Here is a 17,917-nt window from a genome sequence, read left to right on the forward strand (position 1 = left end):
TGGTCCAAACAATATGATATTTACAAGTAATAAGAGCCCTGATAAATGGGGTGAATACTTCGGAGAAGATTCTTCTTTACTTTGCGCACTTGATAGAATATTTGACGATGCGATGGTTTTTATGATTAAAGGAAACAGCTATCGTGGAAGCAAATGTGAAACTGTAGCAATAACAGCTGGTGAATTATCACCATTAAATAATAAGTAAAACGAAAGGAAAAGGTACATTGGCTATTTTTATATGTCCTAAAATTGGTTAATTCTACCGGTCTAAAAATGGCTAATCTCGCCTGACTCCAACAAGAATGGATAAATCAGCGCCTGCAGGCAATTCAAGTAAGAAAAGAACTTACAGATGAGTGGGATAAGCGTGGCATCAAGAAAGGCATAGAATATGCAATCCTGACAGATGAGATTACGAAAGCTTGGTCCGGGATGACTACGCGGCAGTATAAGAATCATAAAGGTTTGAAAAAGGAAAACTTTAGGGATAATATGTCAACATTGGAGTTGGTGCTTAATATGTTGGCTGAGGCTACTACTACAGAAATATCAAAACAAAAGCAACCGGAGTCCTTTGAGGAAAACCGAATGGTTGCAATTGAAGGTGGAGAAGCCGCTGGAGAAGCACGATTGGCGGTGGAAAAGAGGACCGGAAAACCTGTAATTACGAATAAAAATGCAACCCAATTGCAAGATTTAGTTACAGGTCTCATCGAAACTATAAATGACAAAAACGATGATCAAGGAGAGGAATGAATCATATTCAGACTTATCAGATATGGTATATGAAATATTTATAGTAGTGTGTATAAATCGCAAACGCATGATATTATATTAGGTGAGGTGGTAGGACTAATTCATGCAGATGAATAAATGGGTATGGAGGAGCTTGAGAATCTTCATTTATATGCATATGGATTTGCGCGGTATTGTAAAGCAATAGAACTTCAAAGGATAAAGGATTCGTTTGGAAAATAGAATGGAAATATTTTCAAGGAGGGAGAACTTGAGAAAGATACTTCTGTCGATATATTCGACAGAAGTACAAATAATGTGAGAAAACCTGAAGTTATTGGAAAATACAGAACAAAACTATATAGGGAAGATGACGGAACACATGCAATTACATCTATTCCTCCGGCCTCAGAAGAACTACCTTGTTTTTTATTAATGAAACGCTTGAACATGATAAAGCGAATAATCATGCTCCAGATGGCAAAAGATTATATGGAATGTGGAAGGGTGTCAGAGTTGGAGTTATTAAAACAAATGGTCAAATTGGCACGATTTTTCCGGATTCAAAGTAACCTGGGAAGAAAGGCGGTAGAAAATAATGGATATAAATAGTTTTAGAGAAGTAATAAAGCAGCGCGAAGAAACCAATGATGAATGGACATATGGAGTTGAGCAGTGCTGGAAAAAAGAGATTGAAATTCTCACTGAGGATATTCCTTCTACAATTAGTTTTCTAAAAAATGACTGTACAGCGGAAGAGTATTCGTGGATTAGCGAAGTAATTGATGATGTAGTAGAGAAGGTTCCCAGCAGAGAACTTATTCAGTGTTATAAAGATATCATGATAAAGTTCCCAGAGGAATGCGCCAAGTATAATATTGCAGGGGTGATTGAAATTTGTGAGAATTTCCTCAAGTGGGAGGAAGAGAATAGCAAAAAGTAAAAAGATGTGGAGATGTTATGATGGAACTGAAAGTAAGTGAGTATAAGAGATTTGAGGATATTAAACATGTAAGAGATGATGGGACCGAGTATTGGAGTATTCTAAATGGGAGAAGTTTCATAAAGTAATAAAAAGAGCAATGATTTCTTGTGAAAACTCAGGACGCAGGATTCTTGACCAATTTCCTGAGGTCAGGAATTTGGTTGAAGGTGGCGTGGCTCCAAGGTCTAAGATTGATTATGAACTGACTCGGTACGCGTGTTATTTAATCGTTCAGAATGGTAATCCGCGTAAAGAAGTCATCGCGTTGGGACAGACATACTTTGCAGTACCGAATTGATTGCCAATTTATTCAGAATATCGCAAACAGAAGAAAAGCTACGCAAGGATAGAGTTGAGGGGTTGAAAATGCTACAAGCGTTTATTATAATGTTGGATGAGTGATAATGCAAAGAAGCGTTTGCCTTGATGCAATTTCAGATAAAGTATAAAAAGGGGAGAATTTCGTATGAAAATATTGGGATATATTATTAATATGATAATACCAGTGACATTATTTATGATAGGATTATTTTTCACGTTCAAACCAGCTACAAAAATAAATAATTTGGCAGGGCATCGTACTAAATATTCGAAATTAAGTCAACAAACTTGGGATTATGCTCAAAGGACTATGGCAAAAACATATTTAATCGTGGGAGCTATTTATACTATTATTTCAGCGACTGTAAATATCATCTTATTTAAACAAGGTATAAAAGTGGATGAGCTATGGCTTACAGTCGGAGTTATTGTTTTAGTGCAGTGTACGGCACCATTGATAGAGTATGTGATTGTAGAAAAAGGATTGAAACGTAAATTTGATATGAATGGAAATATACGAAAATAGCTCAAGGATTTGGAAAGAAAGTGGTCAAAATTATTTGTCTGAATCACGCAAGGGAAAGGATATTTAGAATCACAGAATCATACGAATGATTCTAAAATGATTCTATTTTCCAGAAAAGCACAGGAAATACAAGGCACTTCGTGGAATATAAAAAAATAGAAACGCTGAATTTATTAGTATTTCACACGAGAAATAGGTCTGGAATTATGGAGTTTGAGTAATAACATAATGAAAATGTAGTCTGACAATGCTACACTTAATAAAAATTTTTTGACTAGAAAGGAGCACATAAATGTCCTGGAAAACAGTAAATTTAAAGCTTAAAAAAGGTGCTATTTTTGCTGCTGACGGGGATAGTGCGCTCTTTTTTAGGAATTTAAGCGATTGATGACGCGACATATACAGTTATAATGTACCTTTTTATTTAAGGATAATAATTAGGTTATTTCTTTTTCTTGATAAAAGTACCTTTGTATATGCTAAAAAGATTACACTATCTCCTTAATTTTTATGAAAAAGATTAAGGAGATTTTTTTATGAGTAAAAATAATATACAAACAATGAACAATACAAAAATAGAAACAGTAGACAATACAATAGTAAAGGACACATGTAAGAAAATATCAAAAGCACGTGGGCAAATAAAAAAGCTATATTTGCTTGATGGAGTAGGGGCCATGATGATTGCGGGAGCATCCTGGGTGGCACTTCTTGCAGCAAGGGGATATTCGACTGTTGAAATTGGATTCTTTGAAAGCATATTTCATGTTGCAAGCATGATTTTTGAGGTACCATCGGGAGCACTGGCGGACGTTTTTGGAAGAAAGAAAATCATGGTGGCAAGTAGCGTGATGGCAATTATTTCTTCAATTATCATGGTGCTTTCAGATTCATTTTTTACAATAGCTCTTGCAATGATTACAAGTGCTTTTAGCTATAATCTTGCATCGGGGACACGAGAGGCTCTAGCCTACGATAGCTTAAAAGACGCCGGTATAGAGAATGAGTATGATAAATTTGCCTCAAACGATATGATGATTTATGAGGTGACAAGCTCAGCTGCTACACTTTTGGCAGGCGTCGCATTAATGCTTGGATATAAAAAGGCCTATATTATAGATGCTTTAGTTGGACTGCTTGCAGCTATTGTGGCAAGTTCTCTCATGGAAATTAAAACAGAAATACACAAGGAAACTAGCATAAGAAAACGCTTTAAAGAGGTAGTCGCTAGCAGCATCGAATTCATAAGGGAGAATCGAAGAGCAAGACTTATAATTGTTTTTAATGCGCTGATTGGAGCCGTTGATATTCTTATATTGTTTTTCCTGCAGGCGAAATTGCCTGAGATGGGGTTAGGCACAATCCTTCTTGGTCCTGCTCTTTTTGGCATGGGACTAGGCGCCGCGGTCGGGGCAAAGACTATTGAATTTTTTCCTGATGTGCGCTATAGAAATATTTGTATTTTTAGCTTTGTCGGCGTGGTGATAGCTTTTTCATCGATGTTTACACATAATGTAATTGCTATGATTATCGGAGGATTCATTGGCGCGTTTGCGGATGATTTTCTAGAGGTTCGCACTGATGTTGTTTTAAACAATATGATTCCATCCAACCAGAGAGCGACTTTGATGTCGATTAATTCGTTTACATTTTCAGTGGTAATGATAATTATGTCACCGATATTTGGCTGGTTGTTTTCATAGAGAATTAGAAATAATATATGGAGTAGAGAAATGATAGTACACCCAATACCGCCTTTTTATGTTGTGTTATTTTTTGATGCTGTATTTAAAAACCTAAAATTGCATTATGCTGCAAAAAATCGTAATTGTAAATGAAACATCAAAACTATGGAGAACCGATGATGGATATGTAATTATGGGAATGAAGTATTTTCTTTTGAATATTGATAGTTTAGATTTTTAACAGGATGATTTGGAAGGGGTTATGACTATGACAGAACAAATATATGGGACTTCTTGCGGTGATATACATTATTGGATAAATAAAGAGTCAATAAATAGTGAGTTGCAGTTAGTCTTTTTACCTGGACTTACCGCAGATCACAGATTGTTTGAAAAGCAAATTGAATATTTTGAAGGTAAGTATCCGATTTTTGTATGGGATGCACCGGGACACGCTACTTCATGGCCGTTTTGTTTTGATTTTAATTTGATGGACAAAGCAAGATGGCTAGACGAAATCCTTATAAAAGAGGGATTTGACCATCCTGTTATCATTGGTCAGTCCATGGGAGGTTATGTGGGTCAGGCTTATGCACAGCTTTATCCTGAAAAGCTAAAAGGATTTGTTTCTGTGGATTCGGCACCTTTACAGCGTAGGTACGTGACGGCCGCAGAAATTTGGCTGTTGAAGCGGATGGAGTCGGTGTATCGACACTATCCATGGAAGTCTCTTTTGAAGACGGGAACGAATGGGGTGGCCACATCGAACTATGGAAGAAAAATAATGCGTGATATGATGATGACCTATGATGGGGATCAAAAACGGTATGCAAAAATATCAGGTCATGGATTTCGAATATTGGCAGAGGCAATGGAGGCAAATTTGCCCTATGAAATTAAGTGCCCGGCCCTTTTGATCTGTGGAGAAAAGGACCATGCCGGCTCCTGTATCAGGTATAACAAGGCATGGCATAAAAATACCGGAATTCCTATAGAATGGATAAAAGACGCGGGACATAATTCTAATACAGATGCACCGGAAATTGTAAATCGGCTGATTGAAGACCTGGTCAAGAAATTATAGCTAAGAGAACAGTGAGTAGTATCACATTAGAAGAAGATGTGATACTATTTTATTTATGCGGAGAGAAATCTCCGCTTTTTTGTTATGTATAGTTGATAAAAACAAATATTATTGATACAACAAAAACACATAATGAGTGGTATATAACAGGTTATTATGGGAGATAAAAAGGAAGAATTAAAAAACCAGATAGAAACCTTGAAGAATATTAGAACGGATTTGGGGCTTAATCGTAAACAGTTTTCCGAATATATGGATATTCCGATTCGTACATTAGAGGAATGGGAAGCCGGAAGAAGAAAGAATTGATTCGAGAAAGCAATGTGCAAAAAATGCACATTGCAAAAGACAGTTGATATTCAAACCAGAATGCTGGCGAATGCGTTAAATGTTGAGGAGAAAGATGTACTTCGTGCGGTTAGTTTATATACAGACAGTTTAACTTTATTAGACCAGTACGATCATCAAGCGATAGTAAAGCCTACGGGGGACAAAATTTTAATATTGACAGCCATACTATATTGCATTACAATATAGTCACTAACTTGCAATGCAATATAGTGGGAAGGAGGTAATATATATGATTCCATCTCAAATGTTAAAAGGAACCTTAGAGGGTTGCATTTTAAAGGTAATCGATGAAAAAGAAACATATGGTTATGAAATATCTGAAAGACTAAAAGAGTACGGTTTTTTTGATATATCTGAAGGAACTATTTATCCTATGTTATTGAGACTTGAAAAAAACGGAATGATAACAGCGAGAAAAAAAGAGTCACCGGTTGGACCTAAGAGAAAGTATTTTTCATTGACATCTGATGGAAAAAAAGAGCTTCACAACTTTTTTGAAAGTTGGGAAGAGTTATGTGTAGCGGTTGATAACGTATTTAAGGAGAATAGCAATGAATAGAAAAACAAAAATATTAAACAAGCAGAATAATGAATTAGATAAATTAATCACTGATGAAAACCAGGAAGTTTTTACGGATATTATTTGTTATCTTAGAAACGCAGATATTTCTGATTACAATACTGAAGTGGTTAGAAATGATATTAGCAATATGATTCTTGACGCTCAAAAAAGAGGAGACAGTATTGAGCAGGTAATCGGAGGAGACTATAAGGAATTTTGCGATAATATTATTGCCACATTCCCCAAGAAAACGCTTTCCGAAAAAATATTTGGAATAATTGATTTGCTTTGCATATGTCTATCAAGTTTGATGGTGATTTTTTTATTCATATCAAAAAATACAATTGATATCATAAGAAATTTAGCAACTAATCAGGCTGTTGATTGGACATATACCGTTAAACTCGGAACGGTACTGTCATTTGCATTCATAATTTTATTTTCTGTTTTCTTAGTAAGGATGATATTAAATAATGTTTTTGAGGAGAAAGAGAAAAAAGTATCTTTGGCAGTTATTTGTTTAATTGGGGTTACAATTGTTTTAGCGATTGTATGTTTGTTTATTGAAATGCCGCTTTTTAATATAAACATCGGAATACTGCTTGCGATAATTATTTCATTATTTGCAGCTCATTTAATTATTGACAGGGTGGTGTGAAAGTATAAGTCGTGGGACTTTATAAAAAAGGGTTTCACGGCTTTTGTTTTTTTAAAGTACTAATGTGGAAAGGTGTTAGGGTTGGAGTTATAAAAACTCATGGTCAAATTGGTACGATTTTTCCGGATTCTAAACAACCAATAAAGAAAGGCGGTAAAAAATAATGGATATAAATAGTTTTCGAGAAGTAATAAAGCAGCGTGAAGAAACGGATAATGAATGGGATTATGGTATTGAGCAGTGCTGGAAAAAGGAAATTGAGATACTTTCTGAAGATATTCCTTCAACAATTGAGTTCCTAAAAAATGAATGTACAGCAGACGAGTATTCTTGGATAAGCGAAGTTATCGATGCTGTGGTGGATAAAGTGCCAAGTAAGGAGCTTGTACAATGTTATACAGAACTTATGGCAAAGTTCCCAGAAGAGTGCCAAAAGTATAACATTAAAGGAGTTATAGAGATTTGTGAGGGAATACTCAAATGGGAGGAAGAGAATGGCAAAAAATAAAGAAAACCTTGTTGATGAGGGATTTAGAGTATCTCTTGTTGAAACAGCCTTTTTTGATGGAAAATTTGAAATCCCACATATCGATGCTCCAGACAAAATTATTATTCCAAATGGTATGGTTCCTTTCTCAGTAAGAGAAAGGAGCCAGGATAAAAAAGATTTCGTGTGTTTTTATGAGCATGATATTAATTTCAGAGATATACTAACAAAAACAGAAGAATACGTTGATGAATTAAAACAATATCCAGGAATTATTACACCTGACTGCTCACTTTATATTGACGCACCGTTATGTGTCCAAATAGCGGATATCTATTTGAATAGAGCAGTAGGACATTATTTGCAGAAACAAGGGTTATATGTTATTCCAAATATTCGATGGGGAGATGAAAGGACATTTAAAGAAGAATTTCTTGGTGAGAAAGTTGCATTTCAAGGTGTTGACAAGCATAGTATTGTATCGGTAGGTACATATGGCCAAATACAATCAGCTGAATCAAAAAGATTCTTCAGGGAAGGCCTTTCGGAAATGATAAAAGAACTAGAACCTGAGGTTGTATTGGTGTACGGTTCAATGCCTGATACAATATTTGCTGATTTTAAAAAGACAACTAAATTTATTCCATATCCTGATTGGACTACACGGATGAAAAGTAAATAAGTTTGAAAAGCCAGTAACTCATGATATAGAGCCGCTGATGTATGTGCTAATTATATAATTACTTTTGGCAGGTATTCACTTGGATACCAGCTTTTTCGTACTTCATTTGATTGATTCCTGTTCAGACAAATTAGCAACATAGGTGGATAATCATAAAGGTTTCGGAGGATTTGACCTTAGTCCTAGAATAAATTGGGACGTTAATCTTCAAAGGTTTAATTTGCTTCTTAGTAAGTTAGCAGATGCTTTTTTGGCAATTAACGGTGTGAAATTAATGCCGAATTTTAGAACTGGTTGTTTAGATACATTTGAAGTACTTTCAATATATCCACCTAACACATGGTATTCAGTAGGCGCACTTGGATGTGGCAGAGGAAGAATCAAGATAAATGAGATGTATCTCAGAACAAAACTGATTGTTACAAATCCTAATATGCTTATTTACTATGGTAAATTAAAACCGGAATATGCTCATATTTTAGATGAATACGGAGTACAATATAAAGTCTTTACCGACTTTCAACGTCTTAGTCGTAGGAAGGAGGTAGCATAATGTCTGATGCTAAAACAGATTACTCAGAAGCAGTTAGCTCACAGAAGGATGCGGCAACAAGAGATTCAATGATAGCTGATCTGATTCAGCAAGGATATGCAAGAAAAGCTGAATATGGAGTTGGATGGGACACAGTGGATATTAATGATGTTGTATCTGTTGTTGCTCCTGGTGCAAAACCAGTTGTGGTTGGTAGTAAGATAATTTACTATAGTGCTGACGGAACTAAGGCAGTTGTCGCTGATGTTAGTGGATATTTGCGAGTACAAGATTTAACTAAAAAAACCAGAAAACGACAGTACTTAGACCAATTTGGTGACGACGCATATAATGTAGTTGAGAGCAACGGGAAAAAACGAGGTAGAAGTAAGTCGGAGTTTCAGAAGGCGACTCATTATATGATTAAAAAGAGAATGTGAGGTGAGTAAATGTTTGTATATTATATGAATGTTCCATTAAATAAAATAGGGATAGAAGAATTTGAAGGTTATGATGAAGAAATGTCAAATGTTAAGACATTTGAACTTACTCAAGAGGAGTATGATATTTTGAGACAACCTAAAGGCCTATTTCAAGAGTTTGACGAAAGATTCGGAACAATAATTGATGTCTGCGAAGAAGAGCGAATCGTTAATGAAAATTTGAAGGAGGCATTACAGTCTGCTAATAAAATGTTAAATAAGCAAAAAAATGACATTGCAGAAAAAGCTATTAAAAAAGTTATAGACTCTTTGGAATGTGCTATCCAGGCGGGAACTTTTTGGGAAATAGATATTTATTTGGAGTAATGCCATGAGTAAATATATTTATCAAAAATTTCTTCTTAATTGTAATTATGAAGACATAAATATAAATGACTTTCCTGTTTTTGAGGGTGATGTTAAATGCATACTGGATTATCGCTGCGACTATTGCTTGTTTGATATAAATAAAACATTAATACGAAAAATAAGTATTGCAGATATCGACGAACAAGTGGATACAGAAGAGGATTGGAATCAATTATTAAAATGGTTAAAAGAATTCGAGGTTATTGTTCTCTATGATTACCACGTCAATTCAGCTAATCCGATTATTCAAAGTTATCGTGAAGCAACTTTAAAAGCCTATTTGTATCGATTTCAAAAAAATGAAATAAAAATATGTCTTGCATAAACGATATAGTTATAGTATCACGATGATGCGCCTCGTGATAATATTATGATACGATTTCTTCGAAAAGCACAAGAAATATAAGGCATTTCATGTAATTGTGGAAAATAAGAATGCCGTATTTAACATGATTTACCATGAAAAATAGATTTGGAACTACCGACATGGAGTAAAAAATATTGAATATGTGAAGTTTGGTTATGATGAATTTGCAAGCACGGTTGATGGATTTCGTCCTGAAAAAGGGCAATGTGATTGTATAGCTTAATAAAGAAGAGGTGATAAATATGAGCGATGCTATTAAGTGTAGATGTCGAAGGTACTTTAGAAGTAATGACTCTGAATGTTGGTCAATAGAGCATGATGAGGGCGAAGGCTTTGTCTCAGAAGATGTGTTGGTGTTACAATTTACTGATACGAACGATGAACTTGTTAAGGCTTTATATCTATCAAAATCAGAGGAACGTATTAACTCAGAAGTGATTTTGTCTTATTTACTTGCAATTTTTGAAGATTTAACTAATGGAGAAGGCAGTTTTACTCTGAAACGTCAAATTGATGAACATATTGAGGATTATTGGCCAGAAGATTTGGTGAAAAAATTAAATGAGATATAGCTAATGTGTTTGTTGATTCTGATGAGACATCTATAGTAAGTGCTGTGAGGGTAGATGAGCATATGTGGAACCAGTAAAATGATGACGAAATGCTACAAATGGCTTGATATTAGGGTCTATACGGTTTATGATTTAGGTACCTCTAAAGGGATGTGATTGGTTCCCTTGCCAAGCGAAATGGGAGCTTTATCAGATGGGAACCCTACCATATAAAATAAATGGGAACTATAAAAGACGGGAATCATACCGGCAAAGAAGGAATATAACGGGCTGCATCTTCTGACGCAGCCCGTTATTATATTTTAGAAAGTTTAAAGTCTGTACTTGTGAATTGATGCTCAGTACAGACTTTTTAAAATTTTGAGTGACATTTACAGTGACAGCGGCTTTAAGCGTATAAATAGCCTGTGTAAAGATTCTAAAATCAAGTTTAGTTATGAGATTGATGAAGCAGGGTTTACTTTTATAATTCATAGAAAAAAGCTGGTGAAATATCATCGAATAAAACAAATGTTACTGTAAATGTCCCGGAAAATGTCACTCTAAACAAAATGGAAAAGCTAGTATATCAGTTATTTCGTCTATAAAATGTCTACCAAAACCTCAAAAAAGTTGTGGACAACATGGAATAATTAGAAAAGATATACCATATGGCTTGAGGCCGTGTGAAATAACACGGTTTCAGGTCTTTTTTTGGTCATCGCTTCTAATATGCTTCTATTTTTTTCTGAAAGATGCAGGATTTTATCAATAGCATTTATGGTATTGAGACTTCAGACAGAATCTTTGTACTTTCAAAATCATATTTGCATCATGAAACGGACAGAGGTGTTAAGGCAAGTGGAGTAAAGAGGATTCGTATCCATGATCTCAGACATAGCCATGCTTGCCGTTCTAAAGGACACTTCGAGACAGTGTCCTTTTTTCTTTTTATCAATCAGGTAAACGTCCTTCATACATGAGGTTCAGTTCACCATAGACCTGAGTCCAGGTTCTTTAGATAAAAGAAAAATTCCTTTGTTGCATAATATATACAGGTTCGCCAACAGTATAAAAAACAACAAATAAAGCATTTCTAAAATAAGCATGTTTATACTGACAGCATTGATTAGAATAGAATATGAGACCTTCTGACGGAAACTTTTCAAAAGAATATAAAGAAATTAGAAAATAAATAGAGACTTTAAAAAATGTTGACATGCTTTAAAAATGTTGATACTATGCAAATACAGACTTAAGTTTGCGCTTAATAGTTTAGTAGGATAATATGAAAGCAGACAAATCAATAATTTTAAGAAAGGGAGAAAAATAATGAATCAGAAGGAAAGTGAATTTTTGACTAAATGGAGAGAATCCTCAAGTATAACGATGTTTTTTTCTAGTATTTTTGTAGTTTTTGCAATCACATTAATTTCAATGACAGTTAGTTTTCTGGCAATGTTATTCTCGTCAGGGGATAACGGAATCAGATATTGCTTTTTTAAGACGATATATTTTGAAGCGATAACAAATGCAGATGGTGACACATCGTTGGCATTTGGATTTACAGGATCTACTTTCCCAATTTTATTTTTTGCAGGTATTCTATTTATGTTCATTTTTGGAACATATTTTTTTGCAAAAAAATTGCTTAAGTACAGACAGCATTTAATTGAAACAAGATGATGGATACTAAAAAAATTAAATTTTAAAATTTGCTATTAATAATTCTTAAATGCAATGTGATATTTAATTTTTTAGTGATGATTATTTCATTAACAACAATCATTTTTCTGAGAAGTGCTAATACTGCAATTGAGTTACATACTAAATTTTTGATTAGAGAACTGCCACAATTATTTGCGGAATCAATTAAGTGGAGTGAAGATGCAGAATATATTTTAATAGAGTAGGTGTAAAAATATTCATTAATAAATTGGCGAAAGCTGTAATTACATTAAAGGAAATATATTAAATTCGAGGTAAAATATGGAAAAATCAATTTTGGAGATTAACAACTTATCGTATGCTTATGATAAGACAAAAGTATTAGATAATGTAGCATTCCAATGTAATAGAGGAGAAGTGTTAGTAATAGCGGGTCCAAATGGAAGCGGAAAAACAACATTAATAAAACTTTTATTTGGATTGTTGGATAATAAGAAAGGTTCAATTAAGATATTTGGAAGTGATAACACTGATATTTCACTTAAGAAAAAGATGTATTATCTTTCTAGTGAAAACATTTTGCCTCAGTTTTTAACTGGAGACGAATATGTTAGAATGATGTGTAGATTATATGATATTAAAATTGATGAAGAAAAATATAAAAAACTAATTAGCTATTATGCAATGGAACATAGAATTAATCATCTTATAGAAAACTATTCTCATGGTATGGTAAAGAAAATTCAGCTTATTACAGCATTTATTCTTCAATCAGAAATAACTGTAGTTGATGAAACATTGAACGGAATAGATATAGAAGCGAAGGAAGTGAGTAAGATTCTATTTAGAAAATTAGCAGAAAAAGATAAGTTAGTAATTATGTGTACGCACGATTTGGAACTAGCTGAAAAGTTGGGAAATCGTGCAATACTCTTATATAAAGGAACTGTCAAAGACATTGTGAATTTAAAGGAAAAGGATTGTAATTTGACTGAAATTTTTAAGAACTTAGTAGGATTTAAGGAGTCAGATTATGAGATATAGTAAAGTTTGTGAAATTACTAAAATCATGTTTGTTTTTTTTCAACGCAATGTCTTAAATGTTGGTCTGCTTAATAAAAAAATATTTAGATTGTTTATTATTGGAGTTGTGGTCTTATTAACAGCCTTTTTATCATTTGAACTATATAATTTCTTCGAGAGCACAAATAGTTCTCAAAGACAAATAGGTGTGATACTCGATTCTTATAGTTGTTCTGTATTTATGTGGACTTTCGTTGCTTTTATTTTTGTAAAAATATTGTTCATGAAAAAGGGTTCGTTTCTAGAATTTACAGATCAAATGCCCGTGACTAAACAAGAAAAAAATATATCAATATTAATATTTGAAATATGTACTGCATTGTCAGTGGTTATTATCTTTTCATTGGCACTGATAATCACATTGATCACTCGTGATGGATCAGCATTTATTACAAGAATAATATGCAATATTTTCTTTAATTGTGTAACAATATATTTTGTATTTGAATTATTATATAGTATATTTGGAATTTTTTGTAATTATATGGGGCTTGAAAAAGTAAAAAACATTATTGTTATCTGTATACTTTCATTGCTTTTGGTTGGATTTTATTTGGTTATAATACCTGATGTCTTTTTGTCAATTTTGTATACATATAAAGACAATACAGGTACAGCTTCCATACTTTTTTATATGGTTGTTACTGAAAAATATGGTATATTGGCATCCACTATACTTTTTGTAGTGATTAATTCAATATTGGGGTTTTTAATAGTTCATATACCAAATAACGATGCTAACTGTACAAATAAATATGCTAGAACTTGTCGATTCATCATGAAAAAATCTGCAATACTGAGTGCATATGTGGTAAGCTTTTTGCGGAAGGTGGATACAATAAATTATTATTTTATTGCAGTATTCAGTTACTTGATAACAATTGTAATGAAGATTGATAAGGGATATTACGTAATTCTAATTTTGTCATTAAACTCTCTATATGCATATGTAGAGACTGAATCATTAAGAAATATTATTATTCAAAAGAAATATAGTGTTGTAAAAGATTATTGCAGAATAATAATGTCACAGATAATATATATATCAGTATTGGCGATTCCAGTGTGTATAGTAGATATATTCTTAAATAAAGAAATTTTATTTATAGTAGATTTATTTGTTGCAATAATATTTTCAGTGGTATTTTTTACAATGGCAGGAATCTTGTTCCCAGCCAAAAATGAGAATCCATTCTCGGCAATGGTTGGAATAATGTTTATAATTATGATTGGATTAATTGCAGTTTCAGTTTGTTTTTTCTTAAAACTTAATGAAAAGAGCATAATAGTATTTATGGTTTTACTATCAGTTGCCAGTGTGAGTATCAGTATATTTGGAATGAATAAATTGTATGGGAAATTAATTCATTCATGATTTAAAGGTAATGGATTGAGAAATAAAGATCGAATTGTAATTATATCCCCAAACTATCCTTTAGAACGTCACAGCCATGTGGCACATCTTATCGAGCTTGGTTTTTCTCCTGTGGAGATAGCTGATAGATTAGGCCATGAGAGCATGTCGGTTACGATGACATATTCTCATTTGTAGCCATCGAAACAGCGTAAGATGGCAGATAAGTTCAATCAGGATCATGAGCGGATGGAGGATTAGCTGATGAGTGATAAAAAAGAACAGGGAATTCCTTTTAGAGTTACATTACCGCAGGCACCGGATGCTATTAATGCGGATCTTATGACGACTGCAGAGATTCATACAAAATTACAGGAAGGCTTTGAGGATATTGAAGCTGGACGAGTACAGGATGCAAAGGCTGCATTTAGCCGTGAGACCTTTTAAATAAAGGGTTTCACGGCTTTTATTTTTTCTCAAAGTACTGTTGCAGCACTGTCTGGTATAAAAATAGTGATGACATAGCATCTTGACATTGCCAGAAAATGGGAGTGATATAACGTTTATACGGACAATATGCGAAAAGACGTATAAACAAAGAAAGATAGAGAGGAGGGCAAAAGTTATGCTGTGTCCGGAGGAGTTTAAGATATGGATAGAAGAAAGTGTAAAGGAAAATGGAGCAGAAAATGACAATTAGTGAACGCATTTTTAAACTGATGGAAGAACGTGAGCTTACACAGATGGACTTTTCAAAATCCACTGGAATAGCACAGAGTACTATTAGTGATTGGAAACGAAAGAAAACGAATCCGTCTGCAGATAAAATAATGATTATTTGCAATGTGTTAAAAGTGACTCCATATGAATTGTTGCAGGATACGGTTCAATCTGTAGAGGAGTTGGAATATCGAGTGGTTACAAAAGGCACAAAGGAATATGATTTTTTGATTGAAATGGAAAGTCTTAAGAAATCGCAAAAAGAAAGATTGTTGGGGTATATAGAGGCTTTAAAACAATAGGTTTGATGGCGGTGGAACTGGCTGGATTAGTTGAAAAATTATTATCAGGAATTAAGCCGGATAGACAGTTTGTGGAAGAAATCAAAAAAATTCGGAAAAAAGTAATATGCGCTGGAGGTGTTTTTAGTGAAGAAAAGTGAGATTATACTATTTGAAACGAAAGACAAGGAAGTAACTTTGTCTGTCCCGATGGATGGAGAGACAGTATGGCTTTCGCAAGCACAGATGACCGAATTATTTAATGTGGATCGAACAGTAATTACGAGACATGTAAATAATATTTTTAAGGAGAAGGAATTGATTCGAGAAAGCAATGTGCAAAAAATGCACATTGCAAATGCGGATAGACCAGTCCAGTTTTACACATTAGATGTCATCATATCTGTAGGTTATCGCGTTAAATCAAAACGAGGTATCGAATTTCGTCAGTGGGCAAGTAAAATCTTAAAGCAGTATATGATTGATGGCTATGCAATAAATGAGAAACGTTTACATGCATTGCAAAAGACAGTTGATATCCAAACACGAATGTTAGCAGGTGCATTAAATGTTGAAGAAAAGGATATCCTAAGAGCTGTAAATCTGTATACGGACGCATTGACGTTGCTGGATCAGTATGATCATCAATCAATCATAAAACCTGACGGAAAGCAACCGATATATAGGATTACGTATGATGACTGTATGACGATGGTTTCTCATATGAGGGATTCTTTTGATACAGATGTCTTCGGAGTCGAAAAAGAGGTTGGCAAAGTAAATGGTATCATTTCTGCGATATATCAGAGCGCATTTGGTCAGGATGCATATCCGACGATTGAAGAAAAAGCTGCTAATTTGCTGTACTTTATGATTAAGGATCATCCATTTGCTGATGGATGTAAGAGAATAGCGGCCTCTTTGTTTTTGGAATTTTTGGAGAGAAATGATGCATTACTTAGAGATGGCAATAAACGTATTGGTGACGGAGAACTAGTCGCTATTACGCTTATGATTGCAGAATCTAATCCGGAGGAAAAGGATGTTATGGTAAAGCTGGTTATGAATTTACTAGATATGAAATAGTGATTGTAAATTGAATCTATAAATAACTTTCCAAAACCACACGTTGCGTGTATGAAAAGGATGTGATATTATTAAGAAAACTCAATGCGAGGAGGATGAAATGGATATTGCAAAGATGATTAAAGAATTACGTGAGGGTGTGAAAATGAATCGAAAAGAATTCTCAGAGCATACTGGGATTCCAGTTAGGACACTTGAGGATTGGGAGGCTGGTCGTCGTACTCCTCCGGAGTACATACCAAGACTTATAGCATATCAACTGAAATATGAGGAATTGGTGGAAAATAAAGATGTGTAGATGTTATGATGGAACCGAGTATTGGAGTGCCAGAGAACTTGCGCCGACATTGGAATATATTTAATGGAGAAATTTTTCAAAGGTAATAGGCCGAGCTATGATTGCCTGTTAAAATAGTGGGCACAGTGTTTTGGATGATTTTGCTGATGTCAGCAAAATCGTGGATGCAGGAGTTATAACAAATGAGGAGTTTGCTGTTTTTCAAAATTCCGGAATCTATAAGAAGTACAAAAAATTTTTCAAGGGGGTATCTCTATGATTAATGGTGATATTAATGAGTTTATCGATAAACTGTGGAGCGGTGAAGAACTGATATATGTGTATAATGGGAAAAAGTATTTTTCTCAAGGTTACCTAAGGGAAGATAAAGTGTATGTTTTTGAATTACAGCTTTGGGAACCAGAGGTAAAAACGCTTTGGCAGATATCTGGTAAGGACAATCAAGAGAGTTACGAAATCTTTTTAAACCAACCTTTGTTTGATGGAAAAACCTTCTGGGAAATCGAGAAGGATACAGAATGGGTTGATGATTAAAAAATATCCCATCTAATGCTACCAACATTAGGTGGGATATCTGAGGATACGAATACCCTCCAAACAAGTGATTTATTATACTATAACATAGCGCAGCCGTCAAAGACTATTTATGATTCGTTTGGATACAATTTGGGTACAGCAGGTTTTGAATGATACGGACAGAATGAAAAGCGTATCAAATGACACGCACATGAAGCACGAAAAGAATAGAAAAAAACGGTTTGAATTTTCCGAGTAAATGAGATGGAGTAAGAACGTAATAAGCCGTGAGACCTTTTAAATAAAGGGTTTCACGGTTTTTACTTTTATACTTTATGATCAAAGATCATCCGTTTGCGGATGGGTGTAAGAGAATAGCGGCTTACAAGTGAGTAGAAATCTAGTAATATTAAGGGCTGAGAGCATTTGCTCCCAGCTTTTTTTTAACATTTATTGCTCCCAAAAATATTATCTTATAAATAATTGCCATTGTTTGAAGTATCAAATAGATAAGTAAGAAAGGACGTGATA

General features: G+C 34.1%; 26 protein-coding genes and 2 pseudogenes. All 28 read left to right on the forward strand.

Annotation, left to right across the window (positions count from 1 at the left end):
• Positions 1-208 (forward strand): ATP-binding protein (locus BMY79_RS12115; protein WP_242941478.1); only part of this gene is annotated, 208 nt, incomplete at its 5' end.
• Between the two features lie 287 nt (positions 209-495).
• A complete protein-coding gene (locus BMY79_RS12620; protein WP_330390084.1) occupies positions 496-759 on the forward strand; it encodes a hypothetical protein in 264 nt (87 codons plus the stop codon).
• Positions 760-1,160: 401 nt separating this feature from the next.
• Positions 1,161-1,310: a hypothetical protein gene (locus BMY79_RS12290; protein ID WP_196801254.1), complete on the forward strand. Its 150-nt coding sequence runs from the start codon at positions 1,161-1,163 to the stop codon at positions 1,308-1,310.
• Positions 1,311-1,336: 26 nt separating this feature from the next.
• The gene (locus BMY79_RS03315; protein ID WP_074730409.1) at positions 1,337-1,681 is read left to right on the forward strand and encodes a hypothetical protein; all 345 of its coding nucleotides are present in this window, start codon (positions 1,337-1,339) and stop codon (positions 1,679-1,681) included.
• A 508-nt stretch (positions 1,682-2,189) separates the two neighbouring features.
• Positions 2,190-2,570, forward strand: coding sequence for an SdpI family protein (locus tag BMY79_RS03325; protein ID WP_022750141.1), 381 nt, complete (start codon positions 2,190-2,192; stop codon positions 2,568-2,570).
• Positions 2,571-3,106: 536 nt separating this feature from the next.
• A complete protein-coding gene (locus BMY79_RS03330; RefSeq protein WP_022750144.1) occupies positions 3,107-4,273 on the forward strand; it encodes an MFS transporter in 1,167 nt (388 codons plus the stop codon).
• A gap of 112 nt (positions 4,274-4,385) precedes the next feature.
• Positions 4,386-4,496: pseudogene (locus BMY79_RS12545) on the forward strand (ATPase); the annotation flags it as partial.
• Positions 4,497-4,523: 27 nt separating this feature from the next.
• Positions 4,524-5,339 (forward strand): alpha/beta fold hydrolase, encoded by an 816-nt coding sequence (locus BMY79_RS03340; RefSeq protein WP_022750145.1) that lies wholly within the window; start codon positions 4,524-4,526, stop codon positions 5,337-5,339.
• A 156-nt stretch (positions 5,340-5,495) separates the two neighbouring features.
• Positions 5,496-5,648, forward strand: a complete 153-nt coding sequence (locus BMY79_RS12120; RefSeq protein WP_022750147.1) for a helix-turn-helix domain-containing protein — start codon at positions 5,496-5,498, stop codon at positions 5,646-5,648.
• Between the two features lie 271 nt (positions 5,649-5,919).
• Positions 5,920-6,249 carry a PadR family transcriptional regulator gene (locus tag BMY79_RS03350; protein WP_022750149.1) on the forward strand — a complete coding sequence of 110 codons (330 nt, stop codon included), beginning with the start codon at positions 5,920-5,922 and terminating at the stop codon, positions 6,247-6,249.
• The gene (locus BMY79_RS03355) at positions 6,242-6,910 is read left to right on the forward strand and encodes a DUF1129 domain-containing protein (protein ID WP_022750151.1); all 669 of its coding nucleotides are present in this window, start codon (positions 6,242-6,244) and stop codon (positions 6,908-6,910) included. The genes BMY79_RS03350 and BMY79_RS03355 overlap by 8 nt, the downstream gene beginning before the upstream one ends.
• Before the next feature lie 163 nt (positions 6,911-7,073).
• Positions 7,074-7,418 carry a hypothetical protein gene (locus tag BMY79_RS03360; protein WP_022750154.1) on the forward strand — a complete coding sequence of 115 codons (345 nt, stop codon included), beginning with the start codon at positions 7,074-7,076 and terminating at the stop codon, positions 7,416-7,418.
• Positions 7,405-8,079, forward strand: a complete 675-nt coding sequence (locus tag BMY79_RS03365) for a DUF4417 domain-containing protein (RefSeq protein ID WP_022750155.1) — start codon at positions 7,405-7,407, stop codon at positions 8,077-8,079. Before BMY79_RS03360 ends, BMY79_RS03365 begins: the two co-directional genes overlap by 14 nt.
• A gap of 142 nt (positions 8,080-8,221) precedes the next feature.
• Positions 8,222-8,632 (forward strand): hypothetical protein, encoded by a 411-nt coding sequence (locus tag BMY79_RS03370; protein ID WP_074730410.1) that lies wholly within the window; start codon positions 8,222-8,224, stop codon positions 8,630-8,632.
• Complete coding sequence (locus tag BMY79_RS03375; protein WP_031556555.1) at positions 8,632-9,051, forward strand: hypothetical protein; 420 nt, start codon at positions 8,632-8,634, stop codon at positions 9,049-9,051. Before BMY79_RS03370 ends, BMY79_RS03375 begins: the two co-directional genes overlap by 1 nt.
• A 9-nt stretch (positions 9,052-9,060) precedes the next feature.
• Positions 9,061-9,420 carry a hypothetical protein gene (locus BMY79_RS03380; protein ID WP_022750158.1) on the forward strand — a complete coding sequence of 120 codons (360 nt, stop codon included), beginning with the start codon at positions 9,061-9,063 and terminating at the stop codon, positions 9,418-9,420.
• A 4-nt stretch (positions 9,421-9,424) separates the two neighbouring features.
• Positions 9,425-9,787, forward strand: a complete 363-nt coding sequence (locus BMY79_RS03385; RefSeq protein WP_022750161.1) for a hypothetical protein — start codon at positions 9,425-9,427, stop codon at positions 9,785-9,787.
• 284 nt (positions 9,788-10,071) lie between these two features.
• Positions 10,072-10,401, forward strand: coding sequence for a hypothetical protein (locus tag BMY79_RS03390; RefSeq protein ID WP_074730411.1), 330 nt, complete (start codon positions 10,072-10,074; stop codon positions 10,399-10,401).
• 767 nt (positions 10,402-11,168) lie between these two features.
• A pseudogene (locus BMY79_RS12625) lies at positions 11,169-11,285 on the forward strand (site-specific integrase); the annotation flags it as partial.
• A 427-nt stretch (positions 11,286-11,712) separates the two neighbouring features.
• On the forward strand, positions 11,713-12,066 hold the full coding sequence (locus BMY79_RS03400; RefSeq protein ID WP_022750164.1) for a hypothetical protein: 354 nt from the start codon (positions 11,713-11,715) through the stop codon (positions 12,064-12,066).
• 303 nt (positions 12,067-12,369) lie between these two features.
• Positions 12,370-13,092, forward strand: a complete 723-nt coding sequence (locus tag BMY79_RS03405) for an ATP-binding cassette domain-containing protein (protein ID WP_022750165.1) — start codon at positions 12,370-12,372, stop codon at positions 13,090-13,092.
• The gene (locus BMY79_RS03410) at positions 13,082-14,506 is read left to right on the forward strand and encodes a hypothetical protein (protein ID WP_074730412.1); all 1,425 of its coding nucleotides are present in this window, start codon (positions 13,082-13,084) and stop codon (positions 14,504-14,506) included. Before BMY79_RS03405 ends, BMY79_RS03410 begins: the two co-directional genes overlap by 11 nt.
• Positions 14,507-14,749: 243 nt before the next feature.
• Positions 14,750-14,932 (forward strand): hypothetical protein, encoded by a 183-nt coding sequence (locus tag BMY79_RS03420; protein WP_177176419.1) that lies wholly within the window; start codon positions 14,750-14,752, stop codon positions 14,930-14,932.
• Between the two features lie 230 nt (positions 14,933-15,162).
• A complete protein-coding gene (locus tag BMY79_RS03425; RefSeq protein WP_051532749.1) occupies positions 15,163-15,507 on the forward strand; it encodes a helix-turn-helix domain-containing protein in 345 nt (114 codons plus the stop codon).
• Positions 15,508-15,512: 5 nt separating this feature from the next.
• Positions 15,513-15,647, forward strand: a complete 135-nt coding sequence (locus tag BMY79_RS12450; protein ID WP_278320622.1) for a hypothetical protein — start codon at positions 15,513-15,515, stop codon at positions 15,645-15,647.
• 37 nt (positions 15,648-15,684) lie between these two features.
• The gene (gene rhuM, locus BMY79_RS03430) at positions 15,685-16,572 is read left to right on the forward strand and encodes a virulence RhuM family protein/type II toxin-antitoxin system death-on-curing family toxin (RefSeq protein ID WP_242941479.1); all 888 of its coding nucleotides are present in this window, start codon (positions 15,685-15,687) and stop codon (positions 16,570-16,572) included.
• 100 nt (positions 16,573-16,672) lie between these two features.
• The gene (locus BMY79_RS03435) at positions 16,673-16,870 is read left to right on the forward strand and encodes a helix-turn-helix domain-containing protein (RefSeq protein WP_074730414.1); all 198 of its coding nucleotides are present in this window, start codon (positions 16,673-16,675) and stop codon (positions 16,868-16,870) included.
• Between the two features lie 255 nt (positions 16,871-17,125).
• Complete coding sequence (locus tag BMY79_RS03440) at positions 17,126-17,404, forward strand: hypothetical protein (protein ID WP_022749965.1); 279 nt, start codon at positions 17,126-17,128, stop codon at positions 17,402-17,404.
• Positions 17,405-17,917: the final 513 nt, after the last annotated feature.

Source organism: Lachnobacterium bovis, assembly GCF_900111325.1.
GTDB lineage: Bacteria > Bacillota > Clostridia > Lachnospirales > Lachnospiraceae > Roseburia > Roseburia bovis_A.

Coding starts and splice junctions, on each gene's coding strand:
- BMY79_RS03360 (WP_022750154.1), top strand. CDS start 7,074: ATGGATATAAATAGTTTTCGAGAAGTAATAAAGCAGCGTGAAGAAACG.
- BMY79_RS12450 (WP_278320622.1), top strand. CDS start 15,513: ATGGCGGTGGAACTGGCTGGATTAGTTGAAAAATTATTATCAGGAATT.
- BMY79_RS03375 (WP_031556555.1), top strand. CDS start 8,632: ATGTCTGATGCTAAAACAGATTACTCAGAAGCAGTTAGCTCACAGAAG.
- BMY79_RS03405 (WP_022750165.1), top strand. CDS start 12,370: ATGGAAAAATCAATTTTGGAGATTAACAACTTATCGTATGCTTATGAT.
- BMY79_RS03330 (WP_022750144.1), top strand. CDS start 3,107: ATGAGTAAAAATAATATACAAACAATGAACAATACAAAAATAGAAACA.
- BMY79_RS12620 (WP_330390084.1), top strand. CDS start 496: ATGTCAACATTGGAGTTGGTGCTTAATATGTTGGCTGAGGCTACTACT.
- BMY79_RS12120 (WP_022750147.1), top strand. CDS start 5,496: ATGGGAGATAAAAAGGAAGAATTAAAAAACCAGATAGAAACCTTGAAG.
- BMY79_RS03420 (WP_177176419.1), top strand. CDS start 14,750: ATGAGTGATAAAAAAGAACAGGGAATTCCTTTTAGAGTTACATTACCG.
- BMY79_RS03390 (WP_074730411.1), top strand. CDS start 10,072: ATGAGCGATGCTATTAAGTGTAGATGTCGAAGGTACTTTAGAAGTAAT.
- BMY79_RS03440 (WP_022749965.1), top strand. CDS start 17,126: ATGATTAATGGTGATATTAATGAGTTTATCGATAAACTGTGGAGCGGT.
- BMY79_RS03365 (WP_022750155.1), top strand. CDS start 7,405: ATGGCAAAAAATAAAGAAAACCTTGTTGATGAGGGATTTAGAGTATCT.
- BMY79_RS03400 (WP_022750164.1), top strand. CDS start 11,713: ATGAATCAGAAGGAAAGTGAATTTTTGACTAAATGGAGAGAATCCTCA.
- BMY79_RS03350 (WP_022750149.1), top strand. CDS start 5,920: ATGATTCCATCTCAAATGTTAAAAGGAACCTTAGAGGGTTGCATTTTA.
- BMY79_RS03435 (WP_074730414.1), top strand. CDS start 16,673: ATGGATATTGCAAAGATGATTAAAGAATTACGTGAGGGTGTGAAAATG.
- BMY79_RS03385 (WP_022750161.1), top strand. CDS start 9,425: ATGAGTAAATATATTTATCAAAAATTTCTTCTTAATTGTAATTATGAA.
- BMY79_RS03380 (WP_022750158.1), top strand. CDS start 9,061: ATGTTTGTATATTATATGAATGTTCCATTAAATAAAATAGGGATAGAA.
- BMY79_RS03340 (WP_022750145.1), top strand. CDS start 4,524: ATGACAGAACAAATATATGGGACTTCTTGCGGTGATATACATTATTGG.
- BMY79_RS03325 (WP_022750141.1), top strand. CDS start 2,190: ATGAAAATATTGGGATATATTATTAATATGATAATACCAGTGACATTA.
- BMY79_RS03355 (WP_022750151.1), top strand. CDS start 6,242: ATGAATAGAAAAACAAAAATATTAAACAAGCAGAATAATGAATTAGAT.
- BMY79_RS03315 (WP_074730409.1), top strand. CDS start 1,337: ATGGATATAAATAGTTTTAGAGAAGTAATAAAGCAGCGCGAAGAAACC.
- BMY79_RS03425 (WP_051532749.1), top strand. CDS start 15,163: ATGGAGCAGAAAATGACAATTAGTGAACGCATTTTTAAACTGATGGAA.
- BMY79_RS03410 (WP_074730412.1), top strand. CDS start 13,082: ATGAGATATAGTAAAGTTTGTGAAATTACTAAAATCATGTTTGTTTTT.